The following is a 16,277-nucleotide window of genomic DNA, read 5'->3' on the forward strand; positions in this document are numbered from 1 at the left end:
CTCAGCAGGACCCGCCGCCGCCACAGCAGCCGCCGTCGGCCATGGGCAGAGCCGTCGTCGACGTGGGCAGCCCCGCGGGCACCTTCGTCTCGGTCACCCCGGCCCAGGCGGCGAGCTGGTCGCGCGCGGGGTAGGCGCCGGTGGACTTGAGCACGCCGTCGACCACGATCGCGGGCAGTGCGCCGGTGCCGATGACCTCGAGCGCGTTGCGCACCAGCAGGTTGGTGACGAACTTGCCGGGCTCCTGGGCGAGGGTCGCGCGCTGGACGGTGACGCCCTGGGCCGCGAGCCAGTCGACGTCGGCCGCGAACCGCGACAGCGTCGGGTCCACGTCGGTGCCGCACACGCCGGTCGAGCAGCACATCGCCGGATCGAAGATCTCTACCGTTGCCACGTCGAACTCTCCCTGCCTCGATCACGATCGGACTGTGGTCTTCACGCTACATCAGCAGTTACTGATATCAAAGACGGCTGATGTGAGCTAGACTCGGCGCATGAGCCCGTCCGTCTCCATCGAGGTGTCACCTGCGGGCCTGACGTCCTTGGCCGCGCAGTTCGCGCTGCTCGCGGACCCGCTGCGGCTGCGGATCGTGGACTCGTTGTCCCGCGAGCAGCTGTGCACCTGCCACCTGATCGAGCTCACCGGCGCCAAGCAGACGACGATCAGCCACCACCTGCGGCTGCTGCGCGAGGCGGGGGTGGTGCTCAGTGAGGCCGAGGGCCGCTTCACCTGGTACCGCCTCACTCCCGGGGTCTTCACCGAGTCGCTCCGTCGGCTGCAGGGCATCGCACTGGACTCCGCGTCCACCGCGAGGCTGCGGCCGGCCTGTGCGTCCTGACCGGAGCGCCACCATCTGCCTACGGGTCGCCACGGAGCCGGTGAGCGCTCGGTGCTGACCGCGCTGGTCTCCTCCCCGCTCTTGGCACTCCTGGTCGTCCTCTCCCTCGGCACGCTGCTCGGCGCGGTGCCGTTCGGCCCGATCCGGTTCGGGGCCGCTGGCGCGCTGTTCGTCGGCCTCGCGGTCGGGGCGCTCGATCCGCAGCTGGGGGAGGGGCTCGGTCTGATCCAGAGCCTCGGGCTCGCCCTGTTCGTCTACACCGTCGGCCTGGCCGCCGGGCGGGAGTTCTTCCGCGACCTGCGTCGCCAGCTGCCGCTGATGGGCGGTGCGGTGGTGATCCTCGTCGCCGCGGCCCTGTCGACCCTGGCGCTCGGCCGGCTCCTCGGGATCTCCACGGCCATGGGCGCGGGCATCTTCTCCGGCGCCCTGACCAGCACCCCGGCGCTGGCGGCCGCGACCGCGGGCGCGGGCGGGAGCCAGGAGCCCGCCGTCGGCTACGCGTTGGCGTATCCGGTCGGCGTGACGGTCACCATCCTCGTGGTCGCGTTGACCGCCGGGCGGACCTGGCGCGCCCGGCGCGATCCCGACGCGGGGAACGACGGGTTGATCAACATCAGCGTCGAGGTGGAACGCCCCGGTCTGCTGCGCGACGTGCCGCAGTTCCGTGACGGGTCGGTGCGGTTCTCCTACCTGGCGCGCGACGGCCGCACCCGCGTGGCGGTGGCCGGTGAAGAGCTCAGGGTGGGCGACCTGGTGGTCGTGGTGGGCCCGGGGGAGGCGGTGCAGCTCGCCACCGAGCACCTCGGGCATCAGGTCGCGCGCCACATCGCCGACGACCGCAGCGACGTCGACTACCGACGGTTCATCGTCTCGGACCCCCACGTCGCCGGGCGCACCGTCGGTGACCTCGACATCCCCGGCCGCTTCGGCGGCATCGTGACGCGCATCCGCCGGGGCGACCTGGACCAGCTGGCGTCCGACGACTTCGTGCTCGAGCTGGGCGACCGGGTGCGGGTCATCGTCCCGCGCGGCGAGATGCCCGAGGTCTCCGCGCTGTTCGGCGACTCCGAGCGCAAGGTCAGCGAGGTCGATGCGCTCTCGCTCGGGGTGGGGATGGTGCTGGGCCTGCTGCTCGGACTCATCTCGGTCCCGCTGCCCGGCGGGATCCAGTTCGCCCTGGGCGCCGCGGCGGGGCCGCTCGTGGTCGGCATGGTCCTGGGCCGCCTCGAGCGCACCGGGCCGCTCGTGTGGGTCCTGCCCAAGCCGGCGAACCTCATCATCCGCCAGCTCGGGCTGCTGCTGTTCCTGTCCGCGACCGGCCTGGCCTCCGGGCAGGCCTTCGCGGCCCAGGCCTTCACGCCGCTCGGGCTGCGCGTCGGGCTCACCGCGGCCGTGGTCGTGTCCGTCGGTGCTGTCCTGTTCGTCGTGCTCGCCCGACTGGTCGGGCTGAGCTCGGCGCGCGCCGCCGGCGGCCTGGCGGGCTTCGTCGGCCAGCCGGCGATCCTCGCGTTCGCAAACTCCCGCATCGTCGACGCCCGGGTCGACGCCGGCTACGCGGCCGTGTTCGCCCTGGCGATCATCGCCAAGATCCTGCTCGCCCAGGTCATCGTCGCCCTCTGATCGGTCGACGGCGCGACTCGCGGGCGCGGGGGTTGTAGGAGATGTCGTCGACGCTGAACTCGATGTAGGTGAACTCGCCTTCCGGGTCAGGTGCGTGCCATCGGCCCTCGCCCCGGGTGGGGAGCAGCCGGCCGTCGATGGAGCGGACGTCGCGCACGGGTGTCGTCGTCGACGGCGTCCCAGACGACCGCGGCGTCGACGAGGGCGGCCGGGGCCAGGACGCACAGGTCGTTGAACACCGTCACCGTCTCGGCCCGGCGCAGGTCCGGGCCCGCCGCGTTCACCATCGGCACGAGCGAGCACAGCCTGACCCGCATCGAGGCGGCCGGGCCGGCGAAGACATGCAAGACGTCGACCGGCAGGCCGAACATCCGGGCCTTCATGATGAACACCCGGCTGGGCTGCGGCCCACAGGTGTTGACCTGCTCGCCGGTGAACGTCATCCATGGCGCGGTCGAGCCCGCGCGGATCCGGCCATGCACGCGTGCCCGGAAGCTGACCACGCGCGGGTGGCCGACCGCACCCGACCGGCGGACGTGGGCCGCGACCAGCCCCGGCAGGCGCGCCAGATCGGCCTCGGTCACGACCGCCCCCGCGAGCTGCTCGCGGAGCGCGGCCTCGGTCCGGCGGCGGTGTTCGGCGCGGAAGCTCGTCATCAGTCCACTCTCTTGCGGACCTGGCCGTCGCGTCACAGAGCCCGCATCGTGCCGCAACGGGTGGTCATGGAACGTGTTAGCGCCCGCCGACGAGCCGGTCCAGATCGCGCACGGCCCCGGTATCGGCGGACGTCGCCATCGCGGCGTAGATGCGCAGCGCGGTGGACACGACGCGGTCCCGGCCGATCGGCTGGTACCCGCCTACGGCCTCCAGGCGGGTGCGGCGTTCGGCGAGAGCGGCGTCGGGCACCTCGAGGCGGATCGTGCGGTTCGGGATGTCGATGGTGATCGTGTCGCCGTTCTCGACCAGGGCGATGGTGCCGCCGGCGGCCGCCTCGGGCGAGACGTGGCCGATCGACAGCCCCGAGGTCCCGCCGGAGAAGCGGCCGTCGGTGATGAGCGCACAGGCCGCGCCCAGGCCGCGGGCCTTGAGGTAGGTGGTCGGGTAGAGCATCTCCTGCATGCCCGGACCACCCCGGGGCCCCTCGTAGCGCACGACGACGACATCCCCGGCCTTCACTGTGCCGCTCAGGATGGCGTCGACCGCGGCCTCCTGGGACTCCACGACGAGCGCGGGTCCGGTGAAGGTGAGGATCGACTCGTCGACGCCGGCAGTCTTGACGATGCTGCCGTTCTCGGCGAGGTTGCCCCACAGCACGGCGAGGCCGCCGTCGGCGCTGTACGCGTGCGCGACGTCGCGGATGCAGCCGGTCTCCGCGTCCAGGTCCAGGCTCGACCAGCGCTCGGACTGGGAGGATGCCGTGGCCGAACGAACCCGGCCCGGCGCCGCGTGGAACAGCTCGACGGCCTCGGCCCGCGGCGAACCGCCGCGGACGTCCCAGTCCTTGAGCCAGGTCTCGAGGGACGCGGCGTGGATGGTGTGGACGTCGTCGTGCAGGAGTCCCTGGCGGTGCAGCTCGCCGAGGATCGCGGGGACCCCGCCAGCGCGATGGACGTCCTCCATGAGGTAGCTGCTCGAGGGTGCGACCTTGCAGATGCAGGGCACGACGCGCGAGCGGGCCTCGATATCGCGCAGGGTGTAGTCGAGCTCGGCCTCCCGGGCTGCGGCCAGCAGGTGCAGCACGGTGTTGGTCGACCCGCCCATGGCGATGTCCAGGGACATGGCGTTGTCGAACGCGGCGTGGGTGGCGATCGATCGAGGCAGGACGGACTCGTCGTCGTGGTCGTAGAAGCGGTTGGTGATCTCGACGATGGTGCGCCCGGCCTCCTCGTACAGGGCGCGCCGCGCGGTGTGGGTGGCGAGGGTCGATCCGTTCCCGGGCAGGGCCAGGCCGAGCGCCTCCAAGAGGCAGTTCATGGAGTTCGCCGTGAACATCCCGGAGCACGACCCGCACGTCGGGCAGGCCGCGGCCTCGATGCGGGCGATGTCCGCGTCGGAGACGTCGCCGGACACGGCGTCGGAGATCGCCGAGACGAGGTTGAGCCCGTGCCGGACGGTCCCGTCGGAGAGGGTCGCGCTGCCGCCCTCCATCGGACCGCCGGAGACGAAGACCGTCGGGATGTTTAGCCGGAGGGCCGCCATGAGCATCCCGGGCGTGATCTTGTCGCAGTTGGAGATGCAGATGAGGGCGTCGGCGCAGTGGGCCTGAACCATGTACTCGACCGAGTCGGCGATCAGGTCGCGCGAGGGGAGCGAGTACAGCATCCCGCCGTGCCCCATCGCGATCCCGTCGTCGACGGCGATGGTGTTGAACTCCCGGGGGATGCCGCCGGCGCCCTTGATCGCCGCGGACACGATCCGGCCCACCGGCTGCAGGTGGGTGTGGCCCGGCACGAACTCGGTGAAGCTGTTCGCGACGGCGATGATCGGCTTGCGGCCGATGTCGGTGCGCTCCACCCCGCTCGCCATGAGCAACGCGCGGGCGCCGGCCATGTTTCGGCCGTGGGTGACTGTTCGAGAGCGGAGCGCAGGCATGCCCATAGTCCAGCACACCGGCGCCGTCGGTCACTCCAGCGGGGGTCGCACCCCGCCGGCACGTCCTGTGGCCAGGGTGGCCATGGTGCGCAGGAACGGTGCGGGGGGCAGCGTGCGGATCGTGGCGAGCTCGTCCTTGAGGGTCGAGTCCTCGTCGAGGAACTTCAGCACGCGGTCCCCGGGATTGGCCGCGAAGAGCCGGACGAACGCGTCGACCACCCGGGCGGGGTCCCGGTGGATCGTCTCGAGCAGCACCCGGTCCAGTGTGCGGAACCGGGCCGGCGAGGTCGGCACGTCGAACGGGTGCCCATGGGCGGCCAGCGACGAGGCCAGGGCGGCGCTGTGGCGCTGGATCCGCGCGTACCCGTAGCCGGTGCTCGCCTTGACCATCCCGGCGGGGGTGCCGATGGGCACGACCCGGCGGCCCGGCGGGCGGGGGCGGTGCGTGGCCAAGGGGATCGTGCCGCGCTCGACCGACAGCACGCGGTGGGCGCCCAGTCCCAGGGCGTCGCGCAGGTAGAGGTCCAGCGCTGTCTCGTCGACCCCAGTGGGGTGTGCGGCGGAGGCGGTGAAGCGGGTGTGCTCGACGAGGGCGACGCGCGCCGAGGTCGGCAGCACGTAGACAAACGCGAGGTCGGGGCCCTGCGGCGTGCGGAAGTCCATCAGCGTGGGCGCCAGGTCGAACGTGTCGGTCTCGGTCTCGATGCGGCGGCCGGTGAACACCAGTGCCATCTCGGGACGAGGCCGGCTGGTCGTGGCGAGGCCGGGGTCGGGGCACCCGACGCTGTCGAACACCCAGTCGGCCCGCACCGTGTGCCCGTCGACGACGACGCTCGCGTGCTGGGGTCCGTCGCGCACCTCGGTGACGTGCCCGCGGACCCGGGCGAACCCCGGCGCACCCCGCAGGGCCGTCTCCGTCGCACTGTCGAGGTCCCGGCCGCGGATCACCTGGTAGCGGTACGTGTCCAGCTCGACCAGGTGGGCGACGTCGTGGGTGCGGATCCAGAACCGGTCGAAGGTGCTCGGGTCCGCGGCCGGGAGGGTCGCCTCGGGTGGGGACCAGGTCGCGTCGGCTCTGGACCAGAACGCCCAGGCTCGATCGTCCAGGGGGCGGGAACCGTCCTCGACGATGAGGACCGTGCGCTGCCGGTACCCGCTGCGGGCGAGGTGACCGGCCAGGGCGAGGCCGGAGGCGCCCCCGCCGACGATCACCGCGTCGCAGTGCGCGGGGAGCGCGGCTCGTCGGTCGGCGGGCGTGCTCATCAGTGCTCGATTCGTCGGCGATCGTCGACCAAGTCAAGCGCTCGGACGCCGCCGTTGCACCTCGCCGCGCCGAGCTCGCCGCGCCGACGTCGCTGCCCGGCGGATCAGCCGGCCAGGCGCCAGGCGAGCAGGCCGAAGAGCACACCGAGGCTGTTGGTGGCCCAGTGCATGCCGGCACTGGCCAGCACGCTGCCGCTGCGGCGGCGCAGCTCACCCGCGACCACGCCACCGAGCGCTGTGAACGCGACGATTCCCACGATGACCAGGACACCCGCGGCCGTGCCCGTTCCGCGCATCGCGTCGCCGACCCCGCGGTTGGACGACGCGAAGTGCAGCGACGGCAAGATGTGCCACAGCCCGAACAGCGCCGAGGACGTGAGCAGCACCCGCGACATCTTGGCGTGCCGCGCCAGCATCCCCCAGAGCACCGAGCGGAACGCGACCTCCTCGAGCAGGATCGTGCTGACCGGGATGAGGACGAAGGCGGAGACCAGTGCTCCAGGCACACCGAGGTGGTAGCGCGCGTCCAGGAAGGCGGTCCGGGTCAGCGGCAGGACCACCCCGATCAGGTACACCACGGCCACCAGGGCGATGGCGCCGAGCCCCCACCTCGCGCCGGACCGCAGCCGATCGCGGTGCAGGCCGAGCTGCGACCAGCTCAATCCGCTCAGGCGGGCGAAGACGAGCAGGGCTGCGGCACCCACCGGACCCAGCCACACGGCTCCGCCGAGCACGTGCTGAGCCAGGTTCACGCCCACCAGGGCGGCCACGACGACACCGGTCGCGATCATGGCGGGCCGCCGGGCCCGCACCGCGCCCTCACCGACAGCGAGAGTCATCCGATACCGATCTGACCCGCTGAGAAGCACATCCACCAATTTTGTCAGGCCGAAACGTCGGATTTGCCGCCTACGGTGCCGGTCCGGTGTGAGGCATGAACCGATTCGGGGTCGGTCAGGTGGAGAACCTGCGGAGGTCCGCAAAGTGGACCCGAATCACCGCAGCTCGACGACCTCCGACCAGTCCTCGATGGGCAGGTCGCCGTCGACGGTGGCCGTCACCTCCTGGGACAGGAGCGTGACCTGACCGTGGTGGGTGGAGAGGAAGGCGGTGTCGGCAGCGTCGCGGCCGGTCGAGATCCGCAGCATCGAGCCGCGCGGAGCGAGGTGCGTCGCATCGATGACGTGCCAGACGTCGTCGAGCAGCGCCTCGGCGACCGCGTGGAAGTCCATCGGCATGAGCCCCGGCGCGTAGACGGCGACCAGCCGCGCGGGCATGTCCATGCTGCGCAGCAGGCTCACGGTCAGGTGCGCGAAGTCGCGGCACACCCCGCTGCCGCTCAGGAGCGTGTCGACGGCGCCGTCTGTCGGTGCGCTGCTACCCGCGACGTAGGCCACGTGGGCCTCGACCCACTGACCGACGGCCGAGAGCAGCCGGGTGCCCGACAGCCCGGCGAACTCGACGTTCGCGAGCCCGATCAGCCGATCGGACTCGGCGTACCGGCTGGGGCGCAGGTAGGTGATCGCCTCGTGCTCGTTCGCGGCGGGGAGGCGATCCGTGCCGACGACGGTCGCGTCGTAGTCGACGATCAGCCGACCCACGGGTGCCTGCACCCGGTGCATCCGGGTTCCGTGCGGCTCGGCGAGCCCGGTCACGTCCAGCAGCCGGCCGTCACACGTCACCGCAAGCCGATCGGTGCGTTCGTAGGCGCCGTCGGCGACGGCGACGAGGAGGGCCAGGACCGCCGGTTCGAGCACATCGAGCTCGAGATGGGCGGAGACGGTGCGTCGCATGACGGTCATCGTTGCATCCGGGGCTGTGGGAGGGTGCGAGACGTGCCGACCACAGTCGTCCAGCGAATCGACCGTTTCAACGCGGCCCACCCGTGGAGTCACAACGACTTCTACCACCGCTGGATCCTGCGGCACCTGCCGGTGCGCTTCGCGACGTCCCTCGACGTCGGGTGCGGCACGGGGAACCTGGTCCGCGCGTTGGCGGGCAGGGCCGGCGTCGCGGGGGGCATCGACGTCGAGCCCGGGGTGATCGACCTCGCCCGTGCCCTCTCGGCGACCTTCCCGACGGCGGCCTTTCGGGTGCTCGATCTGCTGGAGGTCCCCGAGGGCGACGAGTACGACGTGGTCACGGCGATCGCCGTCGTGCACCATCTGCCGCTCGACGCCGCCCTGCGGCGGCTGCGGCTACTCCTTGCCCCCAACGGGACGCTCGTGATCGTCGGCTGCTACCGAGCGGCTACCCGCACCGACCGGTGGGTCGACGCGGTGGCGATCCCGGCGAACATGATCGTGGGCTGGCTGACGTCGGTCCGACGCTCGGACGCGCGTGTCGCGTTGACGGCGCCGACGGTGCCACCGCAGACCACGCTCGCCGAGATCCGCGCCGCCGCCACCCGGGCGTTGCCGGGAGCTCGTGTCCGCCGACGGCTGTTCTGGCGGTACTCCCTCATCTACACCGCGCCGACCTAGCCCGGGGGAGCGGCGGACGCGCACGGCGACCTCAGCGGGGTCGCGGGGTAGCCGCACGCGCGGGGAGCAGATCGTCTGAACCGCCCGGGTCGCGGTGCGGGTGCCGCACGAAGCCGTAGTTGCGCAGGTGGAACCGCACCCGGGTGCCGATGAAGTACTCGCGGCCGATCTCGATGGGCCGCCCCGCGGCGTCGGCCGTGGTCCGGTGCACGTAGATCAGCGGCGTCCCGGTCGCCACCTCGAGCAGTCCCGCGCGCTCGTCGTCGGCGAGCACCACCTCGAGCGTCTCGTCGCTCACCGCGGGCGTCACGTCGTAGTGCGAGCTCAGCACCGCGTACAGGCTCGACAGGTCCTGCAGCAGCAGGTTCGGGAAGGTCGCCGTCGGCAGCCGTGAGGCCTCGAGCGAGAGCGGCCGGCCGTCCGCGAGCCGCAGCCGCAGCAGGCGATACACGTAGTCGTTCGGCGTGAGGTCGAGCAGCCGCTGATCTTGGCCCGAGGCGAGTGCGACCTCGGCCCGCAGGATCCGCGTCTCGAGCCGGATCCCCTGCTGGCGGGCGATCACGGGCAGGCCCTCGATCGTGCTGAGGTTGCGCTCGAGGCGGCCGTCGGAGGCGACGATCCCGCCGCCGCGGCCGATCCGCCGCCGCACGACGCCCTCCTCCTCGAGCCGGTCGAGCGCCTGTCGCAGCCGCGAGCGGGGTACGCCGAGCGAGATCGCGATCGACCGTTCGTCGCCGAGCCGGTCGCCCGGGCGCACCTCGTCGTGGCGGATCAGCGCGCGGATCTGGCCGCACAGCTCGTCGACGGGGGCGCTCATGTCGGCAGGGTGGCGAGGACTTCCTCGAAGGCCGTGAGGAAGAGGTCGAGGTCGGCGGAGGAGAAGGCGAGCGGGGGGCGCAGCTTCAGCACATTCCCGCCGGCCCCGCACACCGACGTCAGCACGTGCCGCATCCGCAGGCGTTCGACGATCTCGAGCGCGGCGGCCTGGTCGGGGCGGCGACTCATGGGGTCGGTGACGATGTCGACCCCGATGTACAGGCCGGTGCCGCGGATGTCGCCCACGGCCGGGTGGTCTGCGCTGACCGCGCGCAGGCCGGCGAGCATCTGCGCGCCGAGCCGTGAGCTGTGCGCCTGGAGCTCCTCGTCCCGGATCACGTCGAGCACCGCCTGGGCGGCCGCGATCGAGACGGGGTTGCCTCCGAACGTGTTGAAGTACGGGATCGAGTCCCCGAAGGCCGCGAGAACCTCTCCCCGCGCGGCCATCGCGGAGATCGGGATGCCGTTGCCCATGGGCTTGCCCATCGTCACGAGGTCGGGGACGACCCCGTGACGTTCGAAGCCCCAGAACGCCTGGCCGGTGCGGGCGAAACCGGGCTGGACCTCGTCGGCGATGAACACGCCGCCCGCGCGGTGCACGACCTCGATCGCCGGCGCGAGGAACCCGAGCGGATCGGGGAACACGCCGTCGGACGAGAAGATCGAGTCGGCCAGGAACGCCGCGAACCGGGTGCCGTGCCGCTCGAGGTCGGCGATCTGAGCGGCGACCTGGTCGGCGAACCACCGGCCGAGGTCGTTGCCCCCGCCTGGCGCCGGCCCCGCGGCGGCGAGGCGGTAGCCGTCGGGGGCGGGCACGGTGCGCACGTCCCGCCCGAGGGGCTGCGCGGTGCCCAGCGCGGGGGACATCCCCGAGGTCAGCATGGTGTTGCCGTGGTAGGCCTCCGAGGTGACGATCACCCCGGAGCCGCCGGTGTACGCCTGAGCGACCCGGATCGCGAGGTCGTTCGCCTCCGACCCGGTGCACAGGAACATCACCTGGTCGATGGCGTCCGGGAGCGTGCCGAGGAGGTCCTCGGAGTAGTCCACGATCGCCCCGTGCAGGTAGCGGGTATGGGTGTTGAGCGCTGCCGCCTGCCGTTGCACCGCCGCGACGACCCGCGGATGGCAGTGCCCGACCGAGGCGACGTTGTTGTAGACGTCGAGGTAGCGCTGGCCGTCGGCGTCGAACAGGTGCGCACCCTCGCCGCGCACGAGGTGCACCGGCTCGCGGTAGAAGAGCCGGTAGGAGGGCCCGAGCACGCGCTCGCGGCGGGCCGCGAGCCGTCGGATCGACTCCGGCAGCTCGTCGGTCGCCCCTGGACGGAAGCTGTTGGTGTCCATGATCGTCGAGCGCGTTGCCACGGGTGCTCCTCCTCGGTTCGTCGTGCGTGCAGTGCGGTGAAGACCAGCGCGGCGGGCCGGCTCAGACCCGCTCGGGCTCGTCCAGCCGAGCGTCCGCGCGGGGCGCCGCGGCCGGATCGTCGCCGCCACCCAGGGCGTACTCCTCCTCGGGGGAGAGCACCAGGTGGTTGCGTCCCCAGAGCGCGAACGTGGTCAGCCCGATCGCGAACACCACGGCGATCGCGATGATCGCCAGCCGATAGTCCGGGTTGAGCATGACGCCCACGAGGATCGTCAGCGCGAGCAGGCCGGCGACGACCGCACCCGGGATGCCCGTGGGGCTCGTGTACGGGCGAGGCTTGTCGGGGAAGTTCCGGCGCAGCAGGACGAAGGAGACCATCTGCAGCACGTACGCGATGACCGCGCCCCAGACCGCGATGTTGAGCACGACGCTGCCGGCCTCGGCCGCCCCGTACTGGACCAGGAAGAGCGCGACGACGCCGATGACGGCGCCCGCGAGCAGCGCGACCCACGGCGTCTTGCGGGTGCCGGTGAGCGACAGGACCTTCGGGTAGTACCCGGCGCGGGACAGGGAGTAGATGTTCCGGCCGTAGGCGTACATGATCCCCTGGGTCGAGGCGAGCAGGCCGACGAGCGCGAACGCGGAGAGCACCGCGGCGAGGTCGCTGTTGGGCAGGATCGCGCGGAAGCCGTCGAGCAACGGCTCGCCCGAGGTGCTCAGGGCGGCCGAGCCCGTGACGGCGGGGTTGAGCACGACGACGAGGGCGCCGCTGACCACGAGCGTGACCATGCCCCAGATCCCGGCTCGCGGGATGTCCTGCGACGGGGTGTGCGACTCCTCGGCCGCGAGCGGCAGCTCTTCGATGCCGAGGAACAGCCACATCGCGAACGGCAGCGCGTAGAAGACGCCCGTGATGCCGTGCGGGAGGAAGGTGCTCTGGCCCGCATCGGGTGTGATGTCGAACAGCTTGCCGAGGTCGAACGCCGACGACGTCAGGGCCATCCCCGCGAAGATCACGATCACCCCGAGCGAGATGATCGCGACCACCATCGCGAACTTGAAGGTCACCTCGGCGCCCGCGGCGTTGATCGCGAGGAACACGCCGTAGATGATCAGCCACCAGCACCATGCGGGCAGTGACACCCCGAACAGGGTCGAGGTGATCGAGTCGGCGTACTGCCCCGAGAAGAACACCACCACGGCGGTGGTCATCACGTACTCGACCGTCTCGGCCAGACCGGTGATGAACCCGCCCCACGGGCCCATGGCCGCGCGGCCGAACGAGTAGGCGCCGCCGGTGTGGGGCATCGCGGCCGACATCTCGCCGATGCTGAAGAGCATCCCGAAGTACATGATCGCGACGATCGCGGTCGCCACGACGAAGCCGCCCCAGCCCGCGACGTCGATGCCGAAGTTCCAGCCGGAGAAGTCGCCGGAGATCACCGCGGCGATCCCGATGCCCCACAGTCCCCAGAAGCCGGCGGAGCGGACCAGGCCGCGCTTCTCGAAGTAGCCGTCCACGGCGGGGGCGTAGGTCACGCCCGACACGCTCGAGGTCCCCACCCTGCCGTCCATCTCGACCTTGCTCACGATTTCCTCCACGTTGTCGACCGGTTCCCGGACCGCCAAGCCCTGGTGTGTGTCAATGACCATCGTGGTGGGCGCCGGAAGGCGAAATCCGGCTCGCGTGTTAGCGCCGTGTTACCAAGCCGGGGGCGCGTGTTAATGGCCGGTAAACATCGGCGAATCGGGCCGAAGAAATCGCAAAGATGGCTGCCGCCGGGCCGGGTTGGCCCCTACAGTCGGGCCTACCGCCAAACCCTCCCGCAGTCATTCGCGCTGGAGAGGAACCCGATGAGCATCGATCAGTTTCTGGAGGTTGCGGCGCCCGCCGCGCCCGCGGACTTCTTCGAGTCGCTGGCCCGGTCAGCACCGGCGCCGGACTGGCTGTTCGCCGGCATCGTTCGGGCCTGGTGCCTCGATCCGGTCAGGACGACCGTGACGATGATCACCGTCTCCGAGAACGCCACCTTCCTCGTCGCGTCGGACGGGGCCCCGATCGCGGTCACGCGGGTGGCCCGGCCGGGGTACATGGCCGACGCCGCGGCGTTCGAGTCCGAGGTCGCCTGGGTCAGCACGCTGTCGTCGTCGGGGCTCGTGCCCGTTCCCCAGGGCCTGCCGACCGTCGATGGGTCGTTCGTCGCCGTCGTCCCGGACGAGCGTGGGGTGACCTGGTGGTGCGTGAGCTACTCCTACGTGGCCGGAACGATCCTGGAGGACGTCACCGATCCGGTCCCGTACTACCGCGAGATCGGACGCACGACCGCGTTGCTGCATGACCACGCGGCGCGCTGGACCCCGCCGGCCGGGTTCCGACGGCACTCCTGGGAGCTCACGGACATGGTCGGGCCGGGCTGCCGCTGGGGCCATTGGCAGGACGTGGGCTACGAGCCCGACGAGCTCGCGATCGTGGCGGCGGCGGAGGCCGCGGCCCTCGCGAGCCTCGCCGGCGCCCCGCGCACGGCGGACACCTGGGGCCTGATCCACGCCGACCTGCGGCCGTCGAACATCATGATCGACGCCGACCGGCTCACGGTCATCGACTTCGACGACTGCGGCTTCTCGTGGTTCCTGTACGACTTCGCCTCGGCACTGACGTTCATGGAGCACATGGTCGACGCCGGCACGATGGCGACCCGGTGGATCGAGGGCTACACGCAGGTTCGTCCCCTCAGCCCCGCTCAGCTGCGACTGGGGTGCGACCTGTCCATGATCCGGCGGCTGCAGATGCTCGGGTGGACCACCACGCACCGGGAAGATGCCCTGCCCCCGGCCCTGTGGTCGGCCCAGAAGTCGGGCACCCTCGAGGTCGCGCAGCGCTACCTCCGCTCGCCCACCTGGTTGATCGACTGACGGACGCCACGCTGGTCGGCGAGCCCGCCCGCCGCGTCGGTCGGGACTACTAGCATGGGAACGCTTCCACCGTCGAAGGGACCCGGTGACCGCCCGCAGGATCCGGCACGAGCGACAGGCTGGCGCGCTGGCGCTGGTTGCCGGGACCGCGCTCTTGCTGGGCTGTACGGGACCCGCCGTGCCGTCCGCACCAGCCCAGACACCCACCGGAAGTGCCGTCACACCTACCGGAGGCGTCGTGCCAGACCTCGATCCGCAGGCCGCCGCACCGCGCGTGCGGGTCAACCAGGTCGGCTACCTCCCGCAGGGCCCCAAGGGCGCGACGCTGGTCACCGAGGCGACCGGACCGACGCGATGGCGGCTGACGGATGGCACCGGGACGGTCCTCACCTCGGGCGAGACCACGCCCCACGGCCTCGACCCGAGCAGCGGCCTGAGCGTGCAGACCATCGACTTCGGGTCCTACTCGGCGCCGGGCGCGGGCCTGACCATCGTCGCCGACGGCGAGGCCAGCTACCCGTTCGACATCGCGACCTCCGCCTACGGCACCCTGACCGCGGACGCGCTGAGGTTCTTCTACGTCCAGCGCAGCGGGATGGCGATCTCCGACGACGTCGCCCCGGGCTACGGCCGCGCGGCGGGGCACCTGGGGGTCGCACCGAACCAGGGCGACGTCGCCGTGCCGTGCCAGGGGCTCGACGACGACTCGCAGCGGCTGTACGACGAGCCATGGACGTGCGACGGTCTGACCGACGTGAGCGGTGGCTGGTACGACGCGGGCGACCACGGCAAGTACGTCGTCAACGGCGGCATCGCGGTCGCGCAGCTCATGGCGGCCTTCGAGCGCGCGCGGCCGGCCGAACCGGCGGGTCCGCTCCCTGAGCTGCTCGCCGAGGTCCGCTGGGAGCTCGACTGGATGCTGAAGATGCAGGTCCAGCCCGGCCGCCCGATGGCGGGCATGGTGCACCACAAGGTGGCGGACGCGGACTGGACCGGCATGCCCCTGGCGCCGGCCGACGATCCCCAGCCCCGGGTGCTCTACCGTCCGTCGACCGCCGCGACCCTCAACCTCGCCGCCGTCGCCGCCCAGGGGGCCCGGCTGTTCGCGGCGTACGACGACGATCTCGCCGCGCGCCTGCTGGCAGCGTCCCGGACCGCGTACGCCGCAGCGCAGGCGAACCCGGAGGTGTACGCCCCGGCGCCGAACCCGGCGGTGGACCCGAACCCGGGCAGCGGGCCGTACGACGACGCGGACGTCTCCGACGAGTTCTACTGGGCGGCCGCCGAGCTCTACCTCACCACCGGGGACCGGGACTACCGCGACGACGTCCTGGCCTCCGCCGTGCACACCGCCGACGTGTTCCCGGCCGGTGGGTTCAACTGGGCCACCGTGGGCGCGCTCGGCCGGATGGACCTCGCCATGGTGCCGAGCGCTCTGCCCGGCCGCACGGACGTCCAGGACTCGGTCCTGGACGCGGCGGAGGGCTACCTCGCCGCGCAGGCCACGCAACCCTTCGGCCAGGTCTACGCACCCGACGGCGGCCAGTACGCGTGGGGTTCCAACGGGTCGATCCTCAACAACATGCAGGTGCTGGGGACCGCGTACGACCTGTCCGGCGCAGACCGGTTCCGGGACGGGCTGCTGCGCAGCCTGGACTACCTGTTCGGACGCAACGCCCTGAACCTCTCCTACGTGACCGGCTACGGCCAGGTGTTCAGCCAGAACCAGCACAGCCGGATGTACGCCCACCAGCTCGACGCGACCTCGCCGCACCCGCCGCGGGGATCCGTCGCGGGCGGCCCGAACTCGACGGCCGCCGGCACCGGCGATCCCCTCGCGGCGCCGCTGGCCGGCTGCGCGGCACAGGTCTGCTACGTCGACGACATCGGTTCGTGGTCGACCAACGAGATCACGATCAACTGGAACGCTCCGCTGCACTGGGTCGCCTCCTTCGTGGCCGATCAGGTGAGCGCCTGACCCGCTGACGCGAGCTGCGCCCCGGGTGCACCGCGGGTCGGCGCAGGACACCATCGGTAGTACTTCGCGAGCAGCGCGCAGACACCCCGGAGGTGCCGAACCATGACCGGCCAGACCACCGTCCTGGAAGTCGGCGGCCTGCAGTGGGCGACCTCGAGCGCGGCCGTCGAACGGACCCTCGGGCGCCGGCCGGGGGTCCTGGCTGTCACGGTGAACGCGGTCTCGCAGACGGCCACCGTGACCTACGACCCCGACCGGACCAACGTCGCCGCGCTGAGCGGCTGGGTGCGGGACTGCGGCTACCACTGCGCCGGGCAGTCGGTGCCCGAACACGTGTACTGTGTCGCTTAGCGTGGATATGGCACGCTCAAGATTGTCCGCTCAGGACCACAAAGACGGAGTTGCGGCAG

Annotated in this window: 15 protein-coding genes; 6 read left to right on the plus strand and 9 right to left on the minus strand. The window is 71.7% G+C overall.

Annotation, left to right across the window (positions count from 1 at the left end; translation table 11 throughout):
• Nucleotide 1: 1 nt before the first annotated feature.
• A complete protein-coding gene (arsD, locus tag EUA98_RS09215; RefSeq protein WP_130102386.1) occupies nucleotides 2–394 on the minus strand; it encodes an arsenite efflux transporter metallochaperone ArsD in 393 nt (130 codons plus the stop codon).
• Nucleotides 395–494: 100 nt separating this feature from the next.
• On the opposite strand from arsD, the gene EUA98_RS09220 reads away from it, so the two are divergent.
• Together EUA98_RS09220 and EUA98_RS09225 are read left to right on the plus strand one after the other, a co-directional pair.
• The gene (locus EUA98_RS09220; RefSeq protein ID WP_130102387.1) at nucleotides 495–839 is read left to right on the plus strand and encodes an ArsR/SmtB family transcription factor; all 345 of its coding nucleotides are present in this window, start codon (nucleotides 495–497) and stop codon (nucleotides 837–839) included.
• A gap of 51 nt (nucleotides 840–890) precedes the next feature.
• Complete coding sequence (locus EUA98_RS09225; protein WP_130102388.1) at nucleotides 891–2,459, plus strand: aspartate:alanine exchanger family transporter; 1,569 nt, start codon at nucleotides 891–893, stop codon at nucleotides 2,457–2,459.
• Between the two features lie 86 nt (nucleotides 2,460–2,545).
• Here EUA98_RS09225 and EUA98_RS09230 read toward each other — a convergent pair whose 3' ends face one another.
• From EUA98_RS09230 to EUA98_RS09250, 5 genes are all read right to left on the minus strand, one after another.
• Entirely contained in the window at nucleotides 2,546–3,115 is a 570-nt protein-coding gene (locus EUA98_RS09230; protein WP_130102389.1) for a DUF6544 family protein, read from the minus strand.
• A 76-nt stretch (nucleotides 3,116–3,191) separates the two neighbouring features.
• Nucleotides 3,192–5,051 (minus strand): dihydroxy-acid dehydratase, encoded by a 1,860-nt coding sequence (ilvD, locus tag EUA98_RS09235; RefSeq protein WP_130102390.1) that lies wholly within the window; start codon nucleotides 5,049–5,051, stop codon nucleotides 3,192–3,194.
• Between the two features lie 30 nt (nucleotides 5,052–5,081).
• Nucleotides 5,082–6,314, minus strand: coding sequence for a lycopene cyclase family protein (locus EUA98_RS09240; protein ID WP_130102391.1), 1,233 nt, complete (start codon nucleotides 6,312–6,314; stop codon nucleotides 5,082–5,084).
• A 104-nt stretch (nucleotides 6,315–6,418) separates the two neighbouring features.
• On the minus strand, nucleotides 6,419–7,153 hold the full coding sequence (locus EUA98_RS09245; RefSeq protein WP_130102392.1) for a CPBP family intramembrane glutamic endopeptidase: 735 nt from the start codon (nucleotides 7,151–7,153) through the stop codon (nucleotides 6,419–6,421).
• A gap of 156 nt (nucleotides 7,154–7,309) precedes the next feature.
• Nucleotides 7,310–8,107, minus strand: coding sequence for a transglutaminase-like domain-containing protein (locus EUA98_RS09250; RefSeq protein ID WP_130102393.1), 798 nt, complete (start codon nucleotides 8,105–8,107; stop codon nucleotides 7,310–7,312).
• Between the two features lie 42 nt (nucleotides 8,108–8,149).
• Here EUA98_RS09250 and EUA98_RS09255 point away from each other — a divergent pair, with 42 nt between their 5' ends.
• A complete protein-coding gene (locus EUA98_RS09255) occupies nucleotides 8,150–8,797 on the plus strand; it encodes a class I SAM-dependent methyltransferase (RefSeq protein ID WP_207219028.1) in 648 nt (215 codons plus the stop codon).
• Nucleotides 8,798–8,828: 31 nt separating this feature from the next.
• On the opposite strand, the gene EUA98_RS09260 is transcribed toward EUA98_RS09255, so the two are convergent.
• The 3 genes from EUA98_RS09260 to EUA98_RS09270 all read right to left on the minus strand — a co-directional run bounded on the left by EUA98_RS09260 (nucleotide 8,829) and on the right by EUA98_RS09270 (nucleotide 12,551).
• Nucleotides 8,829–9,614: a GntR family transcriptional regulator gene (locus EUA98_RS09260; protein WP_130102395.1), complete on the minus strand. Its 786-nt coding sequence runs from the start codon at nucleotides 9,612–9,614 to the stop codon at nucleotides 8,829–8,831.
• Nucleotides 9,611–10,975 carry an aspartate aminotransferase family protein gene (locus EUA98_RS09265; RefSeq protein ID WP_130102396.1) on the minus strand — a complete coding sequence of 455 codons (1,365 nt, stop codon included), beginning with the start codon at nucleotides 10,973–10,975 and terminating at the stop codon, nucleotides 9,611–9,613. The genes EUA98_RS09260 and EUA98_RS09265 overlap by 4 nt, the downstream gene beginning before the upstream one ends.
• A 61-nt stretch (nucleotides 10,976–11,036) precedes the next feature.
• Nucleotides 11,037–12,551 carry an amino acid permease gene (locus EUA98_RS09270; RefSeq protein WP_130102404.1) on the minus strand — a complete coding sequence of 505 codons (1,515 nt, stop codon included), beginning with the start codon at nucleotides 12,549–12,551 and terminating at the stop codon, nucleotides 11,037–11,039.
• Nucleotides 12,552–12,830: 279 nt separating this feature from the next.
• Here EUA98_RS09270 and EUA98_RS09275 point away from each other — a divergent pair, with 279 nt between their 5' ends.
• From EUA98_RS09275 to EUA98_RS09285, 3 genes are all read left to right on the plus strand, one after another.
• Nucleotides 12,831–13,889 carry a phosphotransferase enzyme family protein gene (locus tag EUA98_RS09275; protein WP_165372779.1) on the plus strand — a complete coding sequence of 353 codons (1,059 nt, stop codon included), beginning with the start codon at nucleotides 12,831–12,833 and terminating at the stop codon, nucleotides 13,887–13,889.
• A gap of 238 nt (nucleotides 13,890–14,127) precedes the next feature.
• On the plus strand, nucleotides 14,128–15,867 hold the full coding sequence (locus EUA98_RS09280) for a glycoside hydrolase family 9 protein (RefSeq protein WP_242511367.1): 1,740 nt from the start codon (nucleotides 14,128–14,130) through the stop codon (nucleotides 15,865–15,867).
• A 102-nt stretch (nucleotides 15,868–15,969) separates the two neighbouring features.
• Nucleotides 15,970–16,218, plus strand: coding sequence for a cation transporter (locus EUA98_RS09285; RefSeq protein ID WP_130102399.1), 249 nt, complete (start codon nucleotides 15,970–15,972; stop codon nucleotides 16,216–16,218).
• The last annotated feature ends 59 nt before the right edge of the window (nucleotides 16,219–16,277 follow it).

Source organism: Pengzhenrongella frigida (genome assembly GCF_004168625.1).
In the GTDB taxonomy this organism is placed as follows: domain Bacteria; phylum Actinomycetota; class Actinomycetes; order Actinomycetales; family Cellulomonadaceae; genus Pengzhenrongella; species Pengzhenrongella frigida.

Coding starts and splice junctions, on each gene's coding strand:
- ilvD (WP_130102390.1), bottom strand. CDS start 5,051: ATGCCTGCGCTCCGCTCTCGAACAGTCACCCACGGCCGAAACATGGCC.
- EUA98_RS09250 (WP_130102393.1), bottom strand. CDS start 8,107: ATGCGACGCACCGTCTCCGCCCATCTCGAGCTCGATGTGCTCGAACCG.
- EUA98_RS09245 (WP_130102392.1), bottom strand. CDS start 7,153: ATGACTCTCGCTGTCGGTGAGGGCGCGGTGCGGGCCCGGCGGCCCGCC.
- EUA98_RS09275 (WP_165372779.1), top strand. CDS start 12,831: ATGAGCATCGATCAGTTTCTGGAGGTTGCGGCGCCCGCCGCGCCCGCG.
- EUA98_RS09285 (WP_130102399.1), top strand. CDS start 15,970: ATGACCGGCCAGACCACCGTCCTGGAAGTCGGCGGCCTGCAGTGGGCG.
- EUA98_RS09260 (WP_130102395.1), bottom strand. CDS start 9,614: ATGAGCGCCCCCGTCGACGAGCTGTGCGGCCAGATCCGCGCGCTGATC.
- EUA98_RS09230 (WP_130102389.1), bottom strand. CDS start 3,115: ATGACGAGCTTCCGCGCCGAACACCGCCGCCGGACCGAGGCCGCGCTC.
- EUA98_RS09270 (WP_130102404.1), bottom strand. CDS start 12,551: ATGGACGGCAGGGTGGGGACCTCGAGCGTGTCGGGCGTGACCTACGCC.
- EUA98_RS09220 (WP_130102387.1), top strand. CDS start 495: ATGAGCCCGTCCGTCTCCATCGAGGTGTCACCTGCGGGCCTGACGTCC.
- EUA98_RS09240 (WP_130102391.1), bottom strand. CDS start 6,314: ATGAGCACGCCCGCCGACCGACGAGCCGCGCTCCCCGCGCACTGCGAC.